Origin of the sequence: Thioalkalivibrio sp. ALJ24 (assembly GCF_000377785.1) — a bacterium.
Classification (GTDB): domain Bacteria; phylum Pseudomonadota; class Gammaproteobacteria; order Ectothiorhodospirales; family Ectothiorhodospiraceae; genus Thioalkalivibrio.
Map to the genome: position 1 here is coordinate 179,974 of NZ_KB898726.1, position 20,873 is coordinate 200,846.

Below are 20,873 nucleotides of genomic sequence, written 5' to 3' on the forward strand. Positions count from 1 at the left end.
ACTACTTCAGCTTCCGGATGCGTTCACTGGGGCTGATCACGTCGGTCAGGCGGATGCCGAACTTCTCGTTCACCACCACCACCTCGCCGTGCGCGATCAGGGTTCCGTTGACCAGCACGTCCAGCGGCTCTCCCGCGAGGCGTTCCAGCTCGACTACCGACCCCTGGTTGAGCTGCAGCAGGTTGCGGATCGGGATGCGCGTGCGGCCGATCTCCATGGAGATGGTCACCGGAACGTCCAGCACCATGTCCAGGTTGACGTCCTGGTCGTCCCCCTGCCCCGAATCGGTCAACTCATCCGGCTCCATCGGCCGCGCGTCGGGGTCCGGCTTGTGCCGACGTTCATCGCCACTGCGCGCCTTGCCGCGCCCGCCGGTCCCGGTGGACGCGGCGTTGGCCGAATCGCTCTCGTGCGAGTTGGCCTGCGCCTGCGCCAGCAGCGCATCGGGGTCTTCCGCCTCGCCCCCGGCACTGTCCTCCTGCTCCGCCAGGGCCGCGGCCCACTCGTCCGCCAGTGCGTCCTGGTCCACGGATTCCTCGCCGTCTTCCCGCGTAGCGGTGTTGCCTTGCGGCTTTTCGTCCGGACGTTCGTCCTGCTCTGCCATCGTCCTGTCCTCTTGCCTATCGTTGGACGCGACCGGTGATCTTGATCGCGTTCTGGCCATTCGAAACCCCGAACTTGCCCCGCAGCAGCGGGATGTCTTCGACCTTCAGTGTGACCTCTTCGGGAAGCTCCACCGGGATGATGTCTCCGGGCTTGATATCCAGCAGTTCCTGTACCGTGACTTCGGCCTGGGTCAGTTCGGAGGTGACCTCGACATCGGCGAACTGCACCTCTTCGCGCAGGGCGTTCATCCAGCGCTGGTCCACGTCGGAGCGATCCGACTGGATGCCGGTGTCCAGCTGTTCGCGAATCGGCTCGATCATCGAGTACGGGAGGGTCACGTGCAGGTTGCCGCCGCCACCGTCCAGTTCGATGTGGAACTCGCTGATCACGACGATCTCGGTGGGGCTGACGATGTTGGCGAACTGGGGATTCACCTCCGAGTTGAGGAACTCGAAATTGATGTCCATCACCGGTTCCCAGGCCTTGGTCATGTCCTCGAATGCGCCCTCGAGGATGCTGTGCACCACGCGCATCTCCATCGGTGTGAAGTCACGTCCCTCGATGCGGGTGTAGAAGCGTCCGTCGCCGCCGAAGAAGTTGTCCACCAGTATGAACACCAGCTTGGGGTCGAACACGAACAGCCCGGTACCATGCAGCGGATGCGCACGCACCAGATTCAGACTGGTGGGTACGAACAGGGAGTGCATGTATTCGGAAAACTTGGTCAGCCGGGTCCCGGCCACCGAGATCTCGGCGGATCGCCGCAGCATGTTGAACAGCCGCACGCGCAGGTGCCGGGCAAAACGCTCGTTGATCATCTCGAGCGTGGGCATGCGCCCGCGCACGATGCGATCCTGGGTGGCGAAATTGAACTCGCGCGCCTGGCCGTCGTGGGGAAACTCTTCCTCTTCGGTCTCGACGTCGCCGGAATCGACGCCGTGCAGCAGCGCGTCGATCTCGTCCTGGCTCAGAATGTCGGTCTGCTGTGCCATGACGCCGCCCTACTGCATCACCAGTTCGGTGAATACCACCCGCTCCAGATCGGAGGGCGCGCCGCGCGAGTCCAGGACACCACGAATGGCCGACTCGAGGTCAGCGGCCAGGGCCTCCTTGCCCTCGCGCGTGTTCAGCTCGGTATATTCCTGCTCGGAAAGCAGGCCGAGGACGTCGTTGCGCACCACCGGCAGGTGCTCATCCACCGCCTCCAGCACTGCCGGATCCTGTGATACCAGGCCGATCTGCACGCGCAGAAACTGGATGCGGCCGGGCGCATCGATGTTCACCGTCATCGCATCCAGGGAGGAATAATGGCGTTCCGGCGGGACATCCTCCGCGGCCGCGTCATCGTCCTGCGTGAGCAGGAACCACGCGGCGGCGCCACCACCACCGGCCAGCAGCAGGGCCACGATCAGCAGGAGGATCAGGGTCCATTTCCTGCCACCGCCCTTGTTTTCGAGTTCGACTTCCTTCTCCGCCATGACACACCCGGGTTGCGTGGATTCGCTGACGGAACCCAAGCAATCCCGGTGCCATGATCGGTTTCGGCTTACAAGACAGAGACTTGACGGAACTGTTTGGGGCGCAACCCCGGTGTCATCGGAGCGAGTCCCAGGCGCATGCGTCAATGAACCGAACGCCGGCGGCCCCGCCAGTCAAGATTCTGGCGCCACGTTCAGGCGAACAGGTCTACCCGCCGGTTGAGGAAGGACAACGTGCTGCCCGGGGTCACGGGACCATCCTCGCCCTCGGCCTCCTCGCCTTCGCCGACCGCGGCCTGTTCCTCACCGCGCGGGCCGGAACCGTCGCCGGCCATCTCCGCATCCGCCGAATCGTCCGGCGGCTCGTCCGACACCGAGGCATCGGCCAGCTCCAGGCCACTGTCCGCCAGGCTGTCCCGCAGCCGGGGCATGGCTGCCTCCAGCACTTCGCGGGTTACGGGGTTGTTACTGAAGAACTGCACGCTCGCACGATCTCCCTCCATGGTCACGCGCACATCGAGCACTCCCAGCTGCGGGGGATGCAGTTTCATCTCGGTCCGCCCGCCGCGGGCCTGCGCCATCATCTGAATCTGTTCGGAGAGCTGGCGATCACCCGAGGCCTGCAGCAAACGGGTGAGGTCCAGACGCATCGCGCTGCCTCGCCCGCCCTCGCCCTCGGCGGTCTGTGCGGCCGGCTGCGCCAGCTGCTGGGCATGCTCGCGTCCGGCGCGGGCCGACTCCGAGGCCTGGGTCAGCCACTGCGCGAGGATCTCGGTGGTCCCCTCGCGCGAGCCACCGGCCGGATTCGCGCCGGACAGCGCGCCCGACGCCAGCTCCTGCAGACGCGAGCCGGTGCCCTGGCCATCCGGGCCCGCCTGCAGGAACAGCCGCATCAGGGAGACCGAGACCCCGGCGTCGGCACGGGCATCCGGATCCGGGGCATCCTGCAGCAGGCCCCGGAGCTCCTTGCCGTCCACCCGGACCTCGCCATCCAGGTCCTCCAGCAGTTCGGGCGGCAACGCCTTGCCGTCCCCGGCGGTCAGATCCTGCCCCTGCAAAAGATCCTGAAAGCGCTGGATCAGGCCTTCCATATCCAGCTCCGCGAGTTCGGCTTCATCCGCGCCGAGCGCGGACAGCATCGCCTCCAGCTGCGGACGCAGGGCCTTCAGAAATCCGTCCTCGCCGGATTTCGCCTTTTCTTTCAGATCCTTGAGCTTCTCCAGGCCCTCGCCACCCTCGAACAGCTGTGCCAAGGCGCCCATCCCCTGTCCCGATGCCTGTGCTGCGATCATGTCCCGTCCTCGCCTGTTGCGCGCCGCCGGCGCGTCGCCCCGCGCGGGGCCCGTGTCCTGCTCTCTATCAAGATCCTTGCCAGTTTTCCCCGTCCGCACGGCCATCCGGTTCGCGCGCATAGGCCTGGCGGGTCGCCCACATGTCCTGCTCCACCTGCCGGCGTCGCGCCTGATGGCGTTCTTCCTCGGCGCGCACCCGTTCCAGCAGTTTCTCCAGCGACTTGCAGTCGCGGTGATGTTCCAGCCACTGCGCCCGCGCGCTCTCCACCTGACTCTCGGCCGCCTGGATGCGCAGGGCCTGCTGCTCCAGTGCCTCGCGCAGTTTCTGCCGCATGCCGGCCAGCCACTTCAGGGTATTCGGGTCCTCGGGCATGGAGGCCGCCAGGTATTCCTGCTGAAAGGTCTCCAGCTGGTCGCGCTGGGTCTCGGCCGCGTTCAGCTGGGCGATCCGCTCGCCCAGTTCGCGGGTCGCCTCGGTCTCGCCGATGCGGCGGATGCGCAGCAGGCGTTCGATACGCCGCGGGTTCATGCCCCGCCTCCGGTCAGCGCGATCAGCTGATCGCGTGCGGTGTCGAAATCCACCGCCTCGCGGGTGCCCTGGGCCAGGAACTGCTCCAGCCGGTCATGCATCGCCACCGCCTGGTCGAGATGCGGATCCGCGCCCTTGCGATAGGCCCCTACCGAGATCAGATCGCGGTTGCGCTGATAGGTCGCGGCCAGGTCGCGGAAACGCCGCGCCGCCTTCTCGTGCTCCGGCGAGATCAGCGCGCTCATCACGCGCGAGACCGACGCCCCCACGTCGATCGCCGGGTAGCGGCCGGTCTCGGCGATCTCGCGCGAGAGCACCACGTGGCCGTCCAGGATCGCCCGCGCGGCGTCCACGATCGGATCGTTGGGATCATCCCCCTCGGCCAGCACGGTGTAGAACGCGGTGATCGAACCGCCACCGACGTCGCCGTTACCGGCACGCTCCACCAGTTGCGGCAGACGCGCGAAGACCGAGGCCGCATAGCCCTTGGAGGCCGGAGGCTCGCCGATCGCCATCGCGATCTCGCGCGCGCCCTGGGCGAAGCGGGTCAGCGAGTCCATCAGCAGCAGTACGTTCAGGCCCTGATCGCGAAACTGTTCGGCCACCGTGGTCGCCACCCAGGCACCGTGCTGACGCAGAAGCGGCGACTGGTCCGCCGGCACCGCCACCACCACCGTGCGCCGGCGCGATTCCTCGTCGAGGATATCGTGGATGAAGTCGTTCACTTCGCGCCCGCGTTCGCCGATCAGCCCGACCACGATCACATCCGCGCTGGTATGCCGGGTCATCATCCCCAGCAGCACACTCTTGCCCACCCCGGAGCCGGCAAACAGCCCCAGGCGCTGACCCCGCCCGACCGAAAGCAGCGCGTTGATCGAACGCACGCCGGTATCCAGCGGCTCGCGCACCGGGGCCCGCGACAGCGGATTGATCGGGCGACCGTTCAGGGTGGCCCGGTCATGGGTGCGGATCGGGCCCAGGTTGTCCAGTGGCTCGCCGCGCGCGTCGATCACCCGGCCCAGCAGCCCGTTGCCCACCGGGATCGAACGCTGGGTATCGACCGGCTCGATGCGCGCCCCCGGCACCAGCCCGGCGGCGGCCTCCTCCGGCATCAGGAACGTGCGATCGTTCTGGAAGCCCACCACCTCGGCGGGTACCGCCTCGCCCTGCTCGCCATGGATCAGTGCGCGCCCGCCCAGCGGCAGGCGCAGTCCTTCGGCCTCCAGGGTCAGGCCGGTCACCCGGGACAGGATGCCCTGCGACTGCGGTGCCGCGACCCTTTCGACTCGCCCGCGCGACTGTTCCAGACGCTCGCGCAGGCCGGCGGTGAGTCCGTCACGCTGGCGCGCATGGGCATCACGAATACGGGCCGTCATGCCGGATCCTCCTGGTCGCGGGTGGAATCATCGTCGGCCGACGTGCCGGCCGGGGACGCCGACCGAGGGCCCGGGTCCGGACCGGTATCCGGCACCACGGCGTGGCCCTCCCAGATCGCCTCGACCGCCTGACGCAGGCGCCGTTCCAGGCTGGCATCCACCGCCGAGGCCCCCGCCTCGACCCGGCAGCCGCCACGTGCCAGGTCCGGATCCTGAACCCAGGTGATCTCGCCGGCCTGCCCCGAACCCCACTGTTCCACCAGCGCCTGATCCTCCGGATTCAGATGCACCCGCACGCTGCGGTTGCGCCCGGGCAGCTGCCGCATCGCCTCGTCCAGCACCTCGCGAATGATCTCCGGACGGGTCTGGAGTTCGACCCGGACCACCTGTCGCGCCAGCGCCGTCACCAGCGCCAGCAGCTCCGGCTCCAGCGCATCGGCGGCCTCGGCCAGCGGGTCACTGAGCCCCTGCCCGACCGACTCCAGGGCCGCCACCGCCTCGCGCAGCTTCTTCTCCTCGCGCGCGCGGGCGGCCTTCTCGGCTTCCTTCTTGCCCAGTTCGTGGCCTTCGGCGTAACCCCTTTCGAAACCGTTCTGCCGGGCCTCCTCCTCGATCGCCTCGATCTCGGCGGCGGTGGGCAGGCGACGCTGTTCCGACTGTTCCCCGTTCTCGTCGAACTCGGGCGGCTCCCACAGGGAGGCGGCACCCGCGGAGGCGGCATCGTGCAGGCTCACAGCATCTGCTCCCCGCCCTTGCCGCCGAGCACGATCTCACCGTTCTCGGCCAGGCGCCGCGCCACCTGCAGGATCTCCTTCTGCGCACCCTCGACCTCGGAGACCCGCACCGGACCCTTGGCCTCCAGATCCTCGCGCAGCATCTCCGCGGCGCGCTTGGACATGTTGCTGAAGATCTTGTCCTTGAGATCGTCGTCGGCACCCTTCATCGCCAGCACCAGGGACTCGGTGGACACCTCGCGCAACAGGGTCTGGATGCCGCGGTCGTCGACATCGATCAGGTTGTCGAACACGAACATCAGTTCCTCGATGCGACCGGCCAGGTCCTGGTCCATCTCGCTGACACTGTCCATGATCTCGGCTTCGCGCGAGCCGTCCATCAGGTTCATGATGTCCGCGGCGGTCTTGACCCCGCCGACCATCGAGGTCTTGGCGGTGCTGTTGCCGGACAGCTGACGGTCGAGGATGTCGTCGAGCTCCTGTAGCGCGGAAGGCTGCACGCCATCCAGCGTGGCGATGCGCATGATCACGTCGGACTGCACCCGGTTCGGCAGATACCCGAGGGTCTCGGCAGCCTGGTCGGCATCCAGATGCGACATCACGATGGCCACGATCTGCGGATGCTCGTTGCGCAGCATGTCGGCGATTGCGCGCGGGTCCAGCCATTTCAGGGCCTCAATACCCTTGGAATTGCGTCCCAGCAGGATGCGGTCGATCAGACCCTCGGCCTTGTCCTCGCCCAGTGCGTTCTGCAGAACGGAACGCACGTAGTCGTCGGCCCCGATCCCCAGCGCGGTCTGTTCACGCACGTGGCCGGAAAACTCCTCCAGCACCGCATTCACGTCGGTACGGGAGATCCTTTCCATATTGGCCATGGCAGCGCCGATCCGCTGGACCTCCTTGGGCCCCATGTGGCGCATCACCTCGGCGGCCGCCTCCTCGCCCAGGCTCATCATGAAAACGGCCGCGCGTTCCGCGCCGTCCAGCTTGGACTTCTTGCTATCGGCCATCTTCGTTCAACCAGGTCTTCATCACCTGCGCCACGCGCTTGGGATCCTCCTTCACCATACCGCGCACGGCCTCCAGATCCATCTCCTGCTGATCCTGCTCGGGCCCGCCGAGCGCGGCCACCGCCGAACCCTCGCCGGCCGCACCGCCAGCGGCCCCCGCGCCGGTACTCTGGTCCGTCAGCGCCAGGCTCTCCTCGCCCTCATCCGGCTCCTGCTGCGAAGGACGCGCGCCAGAGCCGCTCATCAGGTGCTTCAGGGCCGGGCGCACGACCGTCAGCAGCACGATCAGCGCCAGCAGCAGCGCCCCCACAAGGCGGGCCAGGTCCATGAACCAGCCCTGGGTCCAGAACGGGCGCTCCTCTTCGACCATTTCGTCTTCCACCGGGGCCTCGAACGGGGCGCTCACCACATTGATCGAGTCACCGCGATCTTCGCTGAAGCCCACGGCCTGGCGCACCAGATTCTCCAGGCGTTCGATCTCCTCGGCATCCCGTGCCACGCGCTGGACCTCGCCGTCCTCGCCGACCTCCTCGCGGAAATCAACGACCACCGCGGTCGACAGACGCTCCACTCCCCCCGGCATCTCACGGATATGGGCGAAGCGGCGGTCCACCTCGAAGTTGCGGGTGGCCGAACTGGAGCGCTGGCCGGCCGGCGCATCCTCGGCATTTTCCTCGCCGTTTTCCTGCTCCTCGCCCACCGCGCCGCCGGCCGGCGGCTGGTTGGTCAGCGCACCCGGTACCCCCATCGGACCCTCGCCCATGTCGGGACGCAGATCATCCGACACCTGTTCCGAGCGCAGGGCGATGGTGTCCGGGTCGTACAGCTCCTCGGTGCGCTCGATCTCGGAGAAATCGATGTCCGCCGAGACCTGGACCCGCACGTGATCGCTCCCGACCAGCGGCGCCAGCAGATCGCGGATCGCCTCGGCATAGCGACGTTCCACCTGGCTGGTGAACGACAGCCGGTCCCCGCTCTGGCGCATACCGCGATCGTCCGCGCCGTCTTCAGTCAGGAGTCGTCCCCGCTGGTCCACCACCGTCACGTTCTCCGGCGACAGATCGGAGGTGCTGGATGCCACCATGTGCACGATCGCGCGGACCTGGGATTCGCTCAGCGACCGGCCCCCGCGCAGGTGCACCGTGACCGATGCGCTGGCCGGCGTTCGTTCGCGGACGAAGACCGAATCCTCGCCCTCCGCGAGATGCACCCGGGCACGTTCCACCGCGTCCAGCGACGACACCGTGCGTCCCAGCTCGCCCTCCATCGCGCGGCGATGACGCGCACTCTCCATCATCCGGCTGGTACCGATGCCGGTATCTTCCTGCAGCAGTTCAAAGCCCACATCGCCGGAGCGCGGCAGCCCCTCGCCGGCGAGATGCAGGCGCGCCTCGCCCACATCGGCGCGCGGCACCTTGATCTGGCCGGTCCCGGAATCGACCCGGTAACGGATGCCCGCCCCGTCCAGGGCGGTAACGACCTCGGCCGCCTCGTCCTGTTCCAGCGAGGTATACAGCGGGACGTAGGTGGGGCTGAGTGCCCATATCAGGATGCCCGCAACGGCCGCCACCGCCCCGGCCAGCATGCCGATCAGGGCCAGCTGACGGCCGGCGGGCATGCTCCCGAAATCCTTGATGCCACCGCTTACGACGGCGGGCAGGCTTTGCTGTGCTGCGGCCATGATCAATGTTCTCCCGGAGGCTCAGGCACTACACCTGCATCCGCATGATTTCCTGGTAGGCGTCCAGCAGACGGTTGCGGACCTGATTGGTGGCCTCGAAGGCCAGGCTGGACTTGTTCATCGCGACCATCACCTGCGGCAGGGAGACGTTTTCATCCCCCAGCTCGAAACGGGTCTGCAGATCGTTGGCGTTCTGCTGGACCTCGTTGACGTTGCGCAGGGAATCGCGCAGCACATTCTGGAAGTCGACCCCGCCGGCCTGACCGGTCCCGCTGCCGGCGCCGCCGCCAGTGCCGGGAGCCTCGACCCCGCCGCTTTCCGACAGTTGACGCATCTGCTGCAGTACGTTCTGGATCTGCATTTCACTCATGCCCTGCCTCCGGCATACGATCTCGGGGGAGTTTCAAGCAAAAATGGGGCCATAATCATCAGATGGAGCCGGTACGCGGCACCTGGATCCCCGATTCACGCAGGCGCGCCAGCTTGTAGCGCAGCGTACGGGGACTGATCCCGAGGCGTTCCGCGGCCTCCTTGCGCCGACCGCCGGATTCGCGCAGGACGTTCAGGATCACCCGGCTCTCCTGGCTCTGCAGGGTCTGTTCCAGCAGCGGGGCCGCCGGATTGTCGTCACCAGCGCCCGCCGAATCCACCGAAGCGCCAGCCATGCTGGCACCCTGCTCCGCTTCCAGCATGTCGGCATCCAGCCAGATGGCTTGTGCATCCACGCGTCCGTCGGCCGGATCGCCGGCCAGGGTCGCGGCCCGCTCCATCACGTTGGCCAGCTCGCGCGCATTGCCGGGCCAGTGATGGCCCATCAATCGCGCCTCGGCCTCCGGAGTCAAGTCGACCAGACGCCCCTGACTGGCACGGCTCAGCAACGCGCGCGCCAGCGACGGGATGTCCTCCGGGCGCTCGCGCAACGGCGGGATGCGCACCGGGAACACGCTCAGGCGGTAGTAGAGATCCTCGCGCAGCGCGCCTTCGGCCACCGCCTCCCGCAGATCGCGGTTGGAGGTGGCGATCACCCGCACGTCCACCTGCCGGGTGCGACGCGCGCCCAGGGGCTCGACCTCCTGCTCCTGCAGGACCCGCAGCAGCTTGGGTTGCAGATGCACCGGGATCTCGGTGACCTCATCCAGCAACAGGGTGCCACCGTCGGCCTGCACGAACTTGCCGGGGCGCGCCTCGATCGCCCCGGTGAACGCGCCCTTGGCATGCCCGAACAGCAGAGCCTCCAGCATGGCCTCCGGCAACGCGGCGCAGTTGATCGCCTCGAACGGCGCCCCGGCACGCGGCGAACGTGCGTGGATCTGACGCGCCAGGACCTCCTTGCCCACCCCCGATTCGCCGGTGATGAAGACCGTCGCGGAGGTTCGCGCGATGCGCTCGGCAAAGGCGTCCAGCGAACGCATGCGCTCGCTGCGGGCGACCATCTCGGGGATGCGCGGCTGGTTCCCGGGCCCGGGCAGCTGATCCCGCAGCCACTGTGCCAGCGGGGCGGCCATGTCCGGCAGACCGAAATGAGCGTCCACTCCGGCACGCATCGCGGCGATCTCGTTGTCGTGGGTGGCCTCGGGGCTCACCACCGCAACGGGGAGATGCGCGGGGATCCGTTCGCGCAGTTCCGCCGTGGCCGGATGGGCGATCAGGACCACCTCGGGACGCAGCGTTTCCAGCGAGCGTTCGAGCTCGCGATCATCGCAGTCCTGGAGGCGAACCCGGGGAATGGTGGCCAGCACCTGCACCACGCTTTCGCGCAGGGTGGCGTCGGCGTTGACCAGAAGAAGGGTCGCTCGAGGCATGGCTGCCGTCCTGTCTTGGGATTCGGACTGCCTCAAGCAGGCGGCGTGCCAGATGTTTTTTCTTCTTTATTTTCCGGGACCTGTGATTGCCTTTGCCGCTTTTCGTCGGGATCCCGACAGCGGCAAGGGCTTGCCGCCGCCGGTCAGGCGTCAGAATCCCGTCCCAGACCGAACTTGCGCATGCGTTCCACCAGGGTGGTCCGCCGCATCCCCAGCCGTCGCGCGGCGCGCGCCACCACGTGCCCGGTTTCGGTCAACGCCGATTCAATCATGCTGCGCTCGAGATCGTTGAGGAAGTCGCGCAGGTCGACCCCCTCGGGCGGCAGCCCGTTCTCCCCCAGCACGCCATTGCCCGCGGCCGACGGGGCGGCCGCAGCAGCCCCGGTGCCCGGCTCAGGGGCGGAACCACTACGGTCCTCCACCCCCTCCGGCCGCACGCGCGGCGGGAGCTGGCCAAGATCCACCGGCAGATCGGGATACATGATGGACAGCTGTTCCAGCAGATTGGCCAGCTCGCGGATGTTGCCCGACCACTCCAGGCGCCCGAGATGATGGACCACCGCAGGGGTCAGGTGCGCCGGGGTCGCCCCCTGCTCGCGCAGCCGCTCCTCCAGCGCCGATACCAGCAGCGGGATGTCGCTCGAGCGTTCGCGCAGCGGCGGCAGTTCGATGGGAAAGACGTTCAGGCGGAAAAACAGGTCCTGGCGGAACTGCCCTTCGGCCACGGCTTCGTCGAGGTTGCGGTGGGTTGCAGCAATGATGCGTGCCTGGGTGGTGATGGACTTGTTCGAGCCCACCCGCTCGAACACCCGCTCCTGCAGTACCCGCAGCAGCTTCACCTGCATGGGCAGCGGCATGTCCCCGATCTCGTCGAGGAACAATGTGCCGTCTCCGGCCAGTTCGAAACGCCCGGTACGCGCAGTGAAGGCCCCGGTAAACGCCCCCTTCTCGTGCCCGAACAGTTCGCTCTCCAGCAGATCCGGCGGGATCGCACCGCAGTTGACCGCGACAAACGGCCGGTCCGCCCGCTCCGAGGCGTCGTGGATCGCACGGGCGACCACTTCCTTGCCGGAGCCGGTCTCGCCCAGGATCAGGGCCGTGGCATCGGTACGCGCCACCTGCGCCACCAGGCGCTTCACGCCGACCATGGTCGGGTGGCTGCCGACCAGACCGGGTACGTCGTCATGCATGCGCTGCCCGCCGAACCGCAGCCACTGCAGGATCTGGGTGACCCGCGAGACCGGCACCGGATGTTCCACCACCCAGTCCACCGCATGGTGGTCCACACTGCCACCATCGGTCGGCTGGGCCACCACCGGCAGGTTGTCAGGCGCACTGTCGGCCTGGGCGGCCACCGTCGATGCCGGCCCGCACAGCCAGATGGCAGCCGGTTCCCGGCTGCCGTCGGTCAGCCCGTCGGCATCGATGCGGGTCTCGGCTTCGCAGCCGATGGAGGAAAGAATGGCCCGGGTATCGCGGGCGGCCTCGGGTTCACCACCCAGGGCAATGTGGAGTCCGTTGTCGTCGTCCGCAGATTTCGCCATTCGCTCGAGGGCTCCGGTCGTGGGTTTGCGGCCTCCTCCGTGAAACCAGTCGCAGTATCAATGCGACCCCGCGCCGCCGTCAACTTTCTGTCGCTTTTCCGCCACGTCCCGACGGTGCAGCCGAAAGATCCAGCGCCCCAGTGCATCGTGCATGCGGTCATCATGCGGGGTCCAGCGGATCAGCTGGGCGTTCTCGCGCGGCGTCGGCGTCTCGACACCCAGAACCAGCGGCTGGGGCAGGAAATCGCTCAGATAGAGGGCCAGGCGGTCTGCGTCGTCACCCAGCGTACCCGCCGGGAGCACCATCCCGCCGCGGCTGATGACCACCGGGCGGGCCGTCGGACGCTCGGGTTCGAGGGCCTCGGCCAGCAGGTGCACCAGCAGGTCCAGCTTGCGCTCCAGCCGCTGCAGTTCCAGCGCCGTCTCGTCGGCAACCCCGTGCGCCGCGTGACCGCGGCCTCCTCCCGCCTCGAACAGTTCCATGCCGTCCACCAGCCGCTCGGCCAGTTCCCCGCGAGTAACCGGCCGATTGGTCGGCCCCACCGCCAGCGACGTGCGCACCGTCAGGGTATCGCCCAGCCAGTCACTCCAGTCCTGCTCGCTCATGTCTTCGCTCCCCTGCACGGATGCGCTGGTTCAGCCCGCGAATGCCCGGGCATTGCGGAAAAGACGCATCCACGGGCCATCTTCGCCCCACTCTTCGGGATGCCAGCTGTGCTGCACCGTACGGAACACCCGCTCCGGATGCGGCATCATGATCGTCGCGCGTCCATCCTCGCTGGTAAAGGCGGTCGCCCCGCGCGGCGAACCGTTGGGGTTGGCCGGATAGGCCTCGGCCGGCGAGTCATCGGCCTCCACGTAACGCAGCGCGGCCCGGTCATGCACCGGGGTCTGCCCGGGATACTCCACCCGGCCCTCGCCATGGGACACCGCCACCGGCAATACCGAGCCCCCCATGCCGTCCAGCAGGACCGACGGCCCCGGCTCGACCCGCACCAGCGACAGCCGCGCCTCGAACTGTTCGGACCGATTGCGCACGAAATGCGGCCAGTGGTCGGCCCCCGGTATCAGCGGCGCCAGGCGCGACAGCATCTGACAGCCATTGCAGACCCCCAGGCTGAAGGTATCGTCGCGCTCGAAGAACGCCGCGAACTGGTCCCGCAGCCCCGCATGGTTGAGGATGGTGCGCGCCCATCCGCCACCGGCACCCAGCACGTCACCGTAAGAGAAGCCGCCACAGGCGGCCAGCCCCTGCATTCCGGCCAGGTCCTGACGCCCCTCCAGAAGGTCGGTCATGTGCACGTCCACCGGCCGGAAGCCGGCCCGTTCGAAGGCCGCCGCCATCTCCAGCTGGCCGTTGACCCCTTGCTCGCGCAGGATTGCCACGCGCGGACGGACCCCCGTGGCGATGAACGGCGCCGCAATGTCCTCGGCCGGATCGAAGCGCAGGCGCTCGCACAACCCGTCATCCGCATCGATGCGGGCATATTCCTCGTCGGCGCACTCGGGGTTGTCGCGCAGTCGCTGCATACGCCAGCTGGTGGCCTGCCACTGCCGCTGCAGCCGCGCGCGCGTGGATTCCAGCAGGCTCCGCCCGGCCTGCCGCACCTGAACGGCATCGTCCGCGCGCAGCCGCGCGACCGCGTGCAGCCGGTCACCGAGACCGGCGCGCTGCATCGCATCCGTCAGCGCCTCCTCGGCCCCGGCGCGCATCTGGATCACCGCCCCCAGCTCCTCGTTGAACAGCCAGGCCGCGGCATCGGGCACCGCTTCCGGCACCTCGATGTCCAGACCCGACCGTCCGGCGAAGCCCATCTCCAGCAACGTGGTGATCAGCCCACCGTCGGAGCGGTCGTGATACGCGCACACCAGGCCCTCGCGCCGCAGCACGCCAAGTTCTGCCACGAAGGCCCGCAGGGCCACCGGATCCTCGACGTCGGGCGGGACCTCGCCGATCCCGGCCCCGGTCTGCGCCAGCGCGGAACCGCCCAGACGCATCTTCCCGCCGGCCAGATCCACGAACCACAGGCTGCCACCCTCCCGCGGATCCGGCTGTGGCGTCAGGCTGCGCCGGGCATCCGCGACCGGCGCAAAGCCCGACACCACCAGCGTCACCGGCGCGTGCATGTGGCGCTCCCGGCCCGCCTCGTCCTGCCACACGGTGCGCATGGACAGCGAATCCTTGCCCACCGGAATGCTGATGCCCAGCTGTGGACACAGGTCCTCGGCCACCGCCTGCACGGTGTCGAACAGACCGGCCTCCTCGCCCGGCACGCCGGCGGCCGCCATCCAGTTCGCGGACAGCCGGATCGCATGGGTACCGTCGATGTCCGCCGCGGCCAGATTGGTCACCACCTCGCCGATCGCCATGCGTCCGGAGGCCGGGGCAGACAGGATCGCCACCGGCGAACGTTCGCCCATGGCCATCGCCTCGCCGGTGGAACCCTCGAAATCGGTCAGCGTCACCGCACAGTCGGCCACCGGTACCTGCCACGGCCCCACCATCGGATCACGTGCCACGAGACCGCCCACGGAACGGTCACCGATGGTGATCAGGAAATGCTTGGCGGCCACCGCCGGCAGGTTCAGCACCCATTGCAGCGCGTCCTGCAGATCCAGGCTGTCGGTCTCCAGCGGCGTGACCGGCGGCGCGCGGCGCCGATCCTCGCGGGTCATCTTCGGCGTGCTTCCCAGCAGCATTCCCATCGGCATGTCCACCGCCGGCTGGTTGAACAGCCGGTCGTCGACCCGCAGATGGCCGTCGTCGGTGGCCTCGCCGACCACCGCGAACGGTGCCCGTTCGCGCTCGCAGATCGCGCGGAAGGCCTCCAGCGCCGCCGCGTCCACCGCCAGCACGTAGCGCTCCTGCGCCTCGTTGCACCACAGCTCCATCGGCGACAGGCCGGGCTCGGCGGTGGGTACCTCGCGCAGCTCCATGCGCCCGCCCCGTCCGGCATCGTCGAGGATCTCCGGGATCGCGTTGGACAGCCCGCCGGCACCCACGTCGTGGATGGAGCGGATCGGGTTGTCCGCGCCCAGCGCGGTGCAGCGGTCGATCACCTCCTGGCAGCGGCGCTGGATCTCGGGATTGCCGCGCTGCACGGACGCGTAGTCCAGCGCCTCGCTGCTCGCCCCGCTGGCCATCGACGAAGCGGCCCCGCCGCCCAGCCCGATCAGCATCGCCGGGCCGCCCAGCACCACGATGGGCGTCTGTGCAGGCACGTCGCCCTTGTACACGTGCTCGCCGCGCATCGATCCCACGCCCCCGGCCAGCATCACCGGCTTGTGGTAGCCGTACAGCACCTCGCCCCCGTCCGGGTGCGGCAGCTCGGTCTCCAGCGTACGGAAATAGCCGCACAGTGCCGGCCGCCCGAATTCGTTGTTAAATGCCGCGGCCCCGATCGGCCCCTCCAGCATGATGTTCAGTGCGCTCTCGATTCTCCCCGGACGACCGAAATCCTGCTCCCAGGGCTGCGGATGCTCCGGGATACGCAGGTTGGACACGGTAAAGCCGGTCAGCCCGGCCTTGGGCTTAGACCCGCGCCCGGTCGCACCCTCGTCGCGGATCTCGCCGCCGGAGCCGGTGGCCGCTCCCGGCCAGGGGGAGATCGCCGTCGGATGATTATGGGTCTCCACCTTCATCAATACTGGCAGGTCCAGCGACTCGCGCCGATATTCGCCGTCGGCGTCGGGCATCAGCCGCACCCCGTGGTGACCCTCGATCACCGAGGCATTGTCGCTGTAGGCGGACAGCACGCCTTGCGGGTGCTTCCGGTGCGTCTCGCGGATCATCCCGAACAGCGTGCGGTCCTGCGCCTCGCCATCCACCACCCAGTCGGCGTTGAAGATCTTGTGGCGACAGTGTTCGGAATTGGCCTGCGCGAACATCATCAGTTCGGCGTCGGTGGGCGCCCGCCCCAGCGCGCGGTAGCCCTCGGTCAGATAATCGATTTCCTCGCTCGACAGGGCCAGCCCGAGCTCGCCGTTGGCCCGTTCCAGCGCGCTGCGGGCATCCGGCTCCAGCGTCACGGTCTGCAGCGACCGCGGGGTCTCGGTACGGAACAGCGCACCCGCATCGGCCGGATCTTCGATCACCGCCTCGGTCATGCGGTCGAACAGCGGCGCGGCCAGTTCGGCCAGCGACAGTGACTCCGACCATTCGCCCGCCAGGTACCAGTGCGTGCCGCGCTCGATGCGTTCCACCGCACCTTCCAGCCCCGCGTGCCACGCGATCTCGGTGGCCTTGGAGGACCACGCGCTGATGGTGCCCGGGCGCGGGATCACCACCGGCTCACGGCGCGCCTCGAAACCGGGCGCCGTCCACGGATCTCCCTCTTCCAGCAGTGCGGCCAGGCGCTGCTCCTCCTCGGGATGCAGGCGGCGGTGCAGCTGCACGAAATACAGATAACGGGCGGCCAGCCGAACCGTCCCTCCGGTACGTTCGCCCAGCGCCGCCTCCAGCGTCCGCAGCCGAAAGGACGAAACCGCCGTGCCGCCTTCAAAAACCCGCATCATTGTCACCCGGTATGCCGTGGTTGGAGCCTCGATCAAGCCGCGCATTGTAACGGATGCGCGGGAACTCCGGCTGCGGTACCCTGTCTCAGTAGTTGCGAAGGGGGCGACCTGGATTCGACGCGGGTCGCAAAACCTGAGGTGCATGCCGAGGATGTAGTGAGCCTCGTAAAAATCACTGCAAAAAAATAGTTGCCAACGACGACAACTACGCACTCGCCGCTTAAAACCCGGTAGGGTGCCGTCCGACTGGAGCCGTGCTTGTGCGTCCAGTATCGGGCGTCGACTCTCACAAGCTCGCGGTGAAGCGTGCCCGGCGCGGATCCGTTAAAACTCAACCGGGATCGCCAGTCGTCTTCCCTGCCTGTCGGGTAGCGGCTGGTTAAACGCAAAGACAGGATAAGCATGTAGAGCCGAGGGCGGAGGGCCTGCGGACGCGGGTTCGATTCCCGCCGCCTCCACCACATTCTGAAGACAATCAGGCGCCTGCGGGCGCCTTTTTTCGTTGACTATCCAACGGTGCACCCACCCCATGAGCGTTCACCAGGAAAGCCTGACCTTCACCACCCGCGGCCGGGGTTCCGTTCCGGTCACCGAGGCCGTGAACCGGGTCATCCGCCAGTCCGGCATCACCACCGGGACCTGCCATGTCTTCCAGCATCACACCAGCGCCTCGCTGCTGATCACGGAGAATGCCGACCCCGACGTGCGCCGCGACCTCGAGACCATCCTCGCGCGCCTCGCGCCGGACGGTGACCCGGCCTATCACCACGACATGGAAGGCGACGACGACATGGCGGCCCATGCCCGCGCCATGCTGACCCATAACGACCTCACGGTCCCGGTGACCGAAGGCCGGGCCAGCCTCGGCACCTGGCAGGGCATCTTCCTGCTGGAACACCGCTACGCCGGTCACCAGCGACGCGTCACGGTCACCGTCCAGGGGGAATAGGCCAGTGTCCGATCATGCCGGACGCCCGCGTGGCGGGCGCGCGTGTACGGTGATCTCCTCACGGTCGTGATAGAGTTGGCGCGCGCGCAGGCGAAATCCGCGCCCGGCCAGCCGGCCTTCCAGCCGATCAAGACATTCACGCACGGTCTCGTAGCGCTTCTTCATCGGCAGCTTGAGGTTGAAGATCGCCTCCTCCGCCCAGCCCGCTTCCAGCCAGTCCCCGATCCGATCGCTCACCCGTCCCGGCCGGTCGACGATGTCGCACACCAGCCAGTGCACCGGGCGCGGCGGCAACCAGGTAAACGCGTCCTCGCGCACGTGTTCGACCTGCCCCCCGGCCATCAGGCCCGGATCCATCGGCCCGTTGTCCACCGCCTGCACGTGCAGGCCGCGCCGCACCAGCTGCCAGGTCCAGCCCCCCGGGGCCGCACCCAGGTCCACGGCCGACATGCCCTCGCTCAGGCGCTGTTCGCGCTCCGCCGGCGTGAGGAACTGATGCCAGGCCTCCTCCAGCTTGAGCGCCGAGCGGCTGGGTGCCGCACGCGGCGCCTTCAGTCGCAGGATCCCGCCCGGCCGGTCGCTGCTTCGGTCCGGCTCGGCGAGTCCCGGCTGCACCCGATCGCCGGCGGTCCAGAAGCAGTGCAGCCGCCGCCCCCCGGCGGCACCCGATTCGCGCAGCGACCCGGCCGCGCGCAGCGCTGCGGCCAGCGGGCGCTCCAGGGCCTTGCCCAGACGCTGCAGCTGCTTGCCCTCGTTGGTGTCCGGGGTCTCGTGCCAGATCGTCTCGAACGACCACCCGGCCGCCTGCACGCGCTCCACGATCGGCCCGACCCGGTCTTCGCGCGGCAGACCTTCCAGCGGATGCAGGGCCGGCAGGCGCTGGCGGGCAAAGATGCGATCCTCCAGCGCAAGCGCCTCGCGCAGCGCTTCCGGCTGGCCGTCGGCCGGCAACAGGCGCACAAAGGCCGCGGCGTCGGCAAAACGCAGGTACACCGCGAGTCCCGCGCGCCCGGCCTCCGCCGCGAGTTCCCCGGCCAGGTCCTTCTCGAACCCGGCCCGACAGTAGAAAAGCAGTTCTTCGATGCCCGGCTCCATTCCGGTCCCCTCCCGGCCCGTATCGGCACGCAGGATGCCCCAGCCGTGGTGCACGCCGCCAGCCCGGGCTACCCCGGCAAGACCGCCCGCACACGCGTCCACAAAAAAGGCCGCCCCTGACGGGGCGGCCCTGATGGTCGGCGATCCGGCCGGGCGATCAGCGCGCCATGCCGGGATCGTCCTCCACGTTCTTCACCTTCGGCAGGTACGGCTGCCCCACCGACACGGTTTCCTTGTCACGCAGCCAGTCGGCAACGATCTCCCAGACCGGTTCGGTGTCGTGCGGCTCGTGGACATCGGCCCAGCCCGCCACCACGTAGTTGCGGTCCGGATCCAGGGGCTCGCCGTTGATCTCCACGTCGGTGATGCGCTCGCCCATCGACTTGTGCGGGTCGATCGTGTAGGTGATGCCACCGGTACGCACCATGTCGCCGCCGCGGTGTCGGAACGGATCCTCGTTGAAGATCGAGTTCGCGACGTCTTCCATCGCGTTCTTCAGCTGGGCCCCGGTCATCTCGTTGCGGGTGGTCTCGGAATAAGTGGTCGCGGTCTGACTCATCAGCTCCTCGAAGGTGATCGGCTGGCCCGGCAGCACGCTGATACCCCAGCGGAAGCCCGGCGACAGCGCCACTTCGGCGTCCATGCGCTCCATCATCGCCTCGAGGATGATCTCGTCGAAGGTGCCGTTGAAGTTGCCGCGGCGATAGAGCAGGTCGTCCGTCACCGCCAGCTCTTCCATAAGCTTGTCCTCGTACGGCTTGCGCACCTCCTTGATGTGCGCCTCCATCTCCTCGTCGGGCTCCAGCAGGTTGGAGAACACCGGCAGCATCTTGAAGCGGTAGTCCTTCACGCCGCTATCATTCACATCCAGATCCAGCACGCCAAGGAACTTGCCGTTGGAACCCGCGTTGGTCACCAGAGTACGTTCGCCGGCGGCGTTCTCGATTTCCAGCGCACCCGGGATCGCGTCGTGGGTGTGGCCACCCATGATCACGTCGACGTCGCGCAGGCGACGGGCCATCTCGATATCCGTGACCATTCCGTTGTGCGACAGGATGGCGACGACCTTGGCGCCCTTCTCCCGCACCTCGTCGATCATCTGCTGCGCTTTCTCTTCACGGATCCCGAAGGACCAGTCCGGGAACATGTAGCTCGGATTCGCCACCGAGGTGTAGGGGAAGGCCTGGCCTATGATCGCCACCGGGACCCCGTTCATCTCGCGGATGGTGTAGGGCTCGAACACCCGGTCACCCCAGTCAGCATCCTCGACGTTTTGTGCGACGAAATCGATGCCGTTGGGCTTGAAGTCGTTCTCGATGACCTCCATGAGCCGCTCGTCACCGAAGGTGAACTCCCAGTGACCGGTCATCACGTCCACGCCCAGCAGCTTCTGCGCGTCGACCATGTCCTGCGCACCGCTCCACAGCGAGACTGCGGACCCCTGCCAGGTATCACCGCCGTCCAGCAGCAGCGAGTTCGGGCGATCGGCACGCAGCTTCTTAACCAGTGTCGACAGGTGGGCAAAACCACCGACCCGGCCGTATTTCTCCGCCGCCTCGGCAAAATCGATGTAGGTCAGCGCGTGCGCCTCGGGGGTGCCCTTCTCGACCCCGAAGTGTTCCAGCAGGGCCTCGCCGGCCAGAACCGGCGGCTTGCCCTTCATGTCCCCCACGCCGATGTTGACGTCCGGCTCGCGGAAATACACCGGCATCAGCTGCGCGTGGCAGTCGGTGTAGTGCAGCAGCGACACGTTGCCGAACGGCTTGATGTCGTAAAAATCCGACGGCGCGCGCTGCCAGTTGATGCTCTCGCCCGCCCAGGCGGTGCCGGTCAGACCGGCCGCCCCGGCCGCCACCATGACTTCTAGGAATTCCCTCCGCGTGAGGTTCATAGACCACTCCTGAGTGTTGGGACCTGAATGTAAACCGATAGACGCCCACCGGGTGCGCGTTATTCCATCACGTTTCGCTCGCCCTGCGGGCTCGCGGCACAATGTGACGCCGAACGCACCCGGCGTCGCGAAAGACCCACCTTCGCAAGGGATAAAGCGAGGAGAATCCACAAAAAAGGCCCCTCCCGAACGGCAGGGGCCAATACGCGACATACACCACTCAACGGCTACCCGATCGAACGCGGCATGCCCCGTGGTCGACGGCACCGATCGAAGCTGGCACCTCCGACTGTAGCTGGCGACACAAACGAGATTGTGATGCAGATCAATGAGAAACGCGTTCGGAATGAAATGTCCCCGGACCTTTTGCT

17 protein-coding genes and 1 other RNA gene are annotated in these 20,873 nt (G+C 67.7%); 2 read left to right on the plus strand and 16 right to left on the minus strand.

The genetic code is table 11. The annotated features are described in order from the left end of the window. Position 1 precedes the first annotated feature (1 nt). From fliN to purL, 14 genes are all read right to left on the minus strand, one after another. Complete coding sequence (gene fliN, locus D571_RS0104930) at positions 2 to 604, minus strand: flagellar motor switch protein FliN (RefSeq protein ID WP_018935564.1); 603 nt, start codon at positions 602 to 604, stop codon at positions 2 to 4. Between the two features lie 16 nt (positions 605 to 620). Further along, a complete protein-coding gene (fliM, locus tag D571_RS0104935) occupies positions 621 to 1,598 on the minus strand; it encodes a flagellar motor switch protein FliM (protein WP_018935565.1) in 978 nt (325 codons plus the stop codon). Between the two features lie 9 nt (positions 1,599 to 1,607). After that, positions 1,608 to 2,084: a flagellar basal body-associated protein FliL gene (gene fliL / locus D571_RS0104940; RefSeq protein WP_018935566.1), complete on the minus strand. Its 477-nt coding sequence runs from the start codon at positions 2,082 to 2,084 to the stop codon at positions 1,608 to 1,610. 194 nt (positions 2,085 to 2,278) lie between these two features. Further along, positions 2,279 to 3,376 carry a flagellar hook-length control protein FliK gene (locus tag D571_RS0104945; RefSeq protein WP_026287587.1) on the minus strand — a complete coding sequence of 366 codons (1,098 nt, stop codon included), beginning with the start codon at positions 3,374 to 3,376 and terminating at the stop codon, positions 2,279 to 2,281. A gap of 67 nt (positions 3,377 to 3,443) precedes the next feature. Next, positions 3,444 to 3,905, minus strand: coding sequence for a flagellar export protein FliJ (gene fliJ, locus D571_RS0104950; RefSeq protein WP_018935568.1), 462 nt, complete (start codon positions 3,903 to 3,905; stop codon positions 3,444 to 3,446). Beyond that, the gene (gene fliI / locus D571_RS0104955; protein WP_018935569.1) at positions 3,902 to 5,281 is read right to left on the minus strand and encodes a flagellar protein export ATPase FliI; all 1,380 of its coding nucleotides are present in this window, start codon (positions 5,279 to 5,281) and stop codon (positions 3,902 to 3,904) included. Before fliI ends, fliJ begins: the two co-directional genes overlap by 4 nt. Further along, positions 5,278 to 6,015, minus strand: coding sequence for a FliH/SctL family protein (locus D571_RS0104960; protein ID WP_018935570.1), 738 nt, complete (start codon positions 6,013 to 6,015; stop codon positions 5,278 to 5,280). Before D571_RS0104960 ends, fliI begins: the two co-directional genes overlap by 4 nt. Further along, positions 6,012 to 7,025, minus strand: coding sequence for a flagellar motor switch protein FliG (gene fliG / locus D571_RS0104965; protein WP_018935571.1), 1,014 nt, complete (start codon positions 7,023 to 7,025; stop codon positions 6,012 to 6,014). Before fliG ends, D571_RS0104960 begins: the two co-directional genes overlap by 4 nt. Continuing rightward, positions 7,015 to 8,706, minus strand: a complete 1,692-nt coding sequence (fliF, locus tag D571_RS0104970) for a flagellar basal-body MS-ring/collar protein FliF (RefSeq protein ID WP_026287588.1) — start codon at positions 8,704 to 8,706, stop codon at positions 7,015 to 7,017. The genes fliG and fliF overlap by 11 nt, the downstream gene beginning before the upstream one ends. A 28-nt stretch (positions 8,707 to 8,734) precedes the next feature. After that, a complete protein-coding gene (fliE, locus tag D571_RS0104975) occupies positions 8,735 to 9,076 on the minus strand; it encodes a flagellar hook-basal body complex protein FliE (RefSeq protein ID WP_018935573.1) in 342 nt (113 codons plus the stop codon). A gap of 58 nt (positions 9,077 to 9,134) precedes the next feature. Next, positions 9,135 to 10,508, minus strand: a complete 1,374-nt coding sequence (locus D571_RS0104980) for a sigma-54-dependent Fis family transcriptional regulator (protein ID WP_018935574.1) — start codon at positions 10,506 to 10,508, stop codon at positions 9,135 to 9,137. A 143-nt stretch (positions 10,509 to 10,651) separates the two neighbouring features. After that, positions 10,652 to 12,052: a sigma-54-dependent Fis family transcriptional regulator gene (locus tag D571_RS0104985; protein WP_018935575.1), complete on the minus strand. Its 1,401-nt coding sequence runs from the start codon at positions 12,050 to 12,052 to the stop codon at positions 10,652 to 10,654. 57 nt (positions 12,053 to 12,109) lie between these two features. Further along, the gene (locus D571_RS0104990; protein WP_018935576.1) at positions 12,110 to 12,658 is read right to left on the minus strand and encodes a PilZ domain-containing protein; all 549 of its coding nucleotides are present in this window, start codon (positions 12,656 to 12,658) and stop codon (positions 12,110 to 12,112) included. 30 nt (positions 12,659 to 12,688) lie between these two features. Then, entirely contained in the window at positions 12,689 to 16,564 is a 3,876-nt protein-coding gene (gene purL, locus D571_RS0104995) for a phosphoribosylformylglycinamidine synthase (RefSeq protein WP_026287589.1), read from the minus strand. Positions 16,565 to 16,666: 102 nt separating this feature from the next. Here purL and ssrA point away from each other — a divergent pair. Both ssrA and D571_RS0105000 read left to right on the plus strand, forming a co-directional pair. Further along, positions 16,667 to 17,028: a transfer-messenger RNA gene (ssrA, locus tag D571_RS14030) on the plus strand. A gap of 68 nt (positions 17,029 to 17,096) precedes the next feature. Next, positions 17,097 to 17,516 (plus strand): secondary thiamine-phosphate synthase enzyme YjbQ, encoded by a 420-nt coding sequence (locus D571_RS0105000; RefSeq protein WP_018935578.1) that lies wholly within the window; start codon positions 17,097 to 17,099, stop codon positions 17,514 to 17,516. A 12-nt stretch (positions 17,517 to 17,528) separates the two neighbouring features. On the opposite strand, the gene rlmM is transcribed toward D571_RS0105000, so the two are convergent. After that, positions 17,529 to 18,611, minus strand: a complete 1,083-nt coding sequence (gene rlmM / locus D571_RS0105005; protein WP_018935579.1) for a 23S rRNA (cytidine(2498)-2'-O)-methyltransferase RlmM — start codon at positions 18,609 to 18,611, stop codon at positions 17,529 to 17,531. A gap of 157 nt (positions 18,612 to 18,768) precedes the next feature. Then, positions 18,769 to 20,502 carry a thiosulfohydrolase SoxB gene (gene soxB, locus D571_RS0105010; protein ID WP_026287590.1) on the minus strand — a complete coding sequence of 578 codons (1,734 nt, stop codon included), beginning with the start codon at positions 20,500 to 20,502 and terminating at the stop codon, positions 18,769 to 18,771. Positions 20,503 to 20,873: the final 371 nt, after the last annotated feature.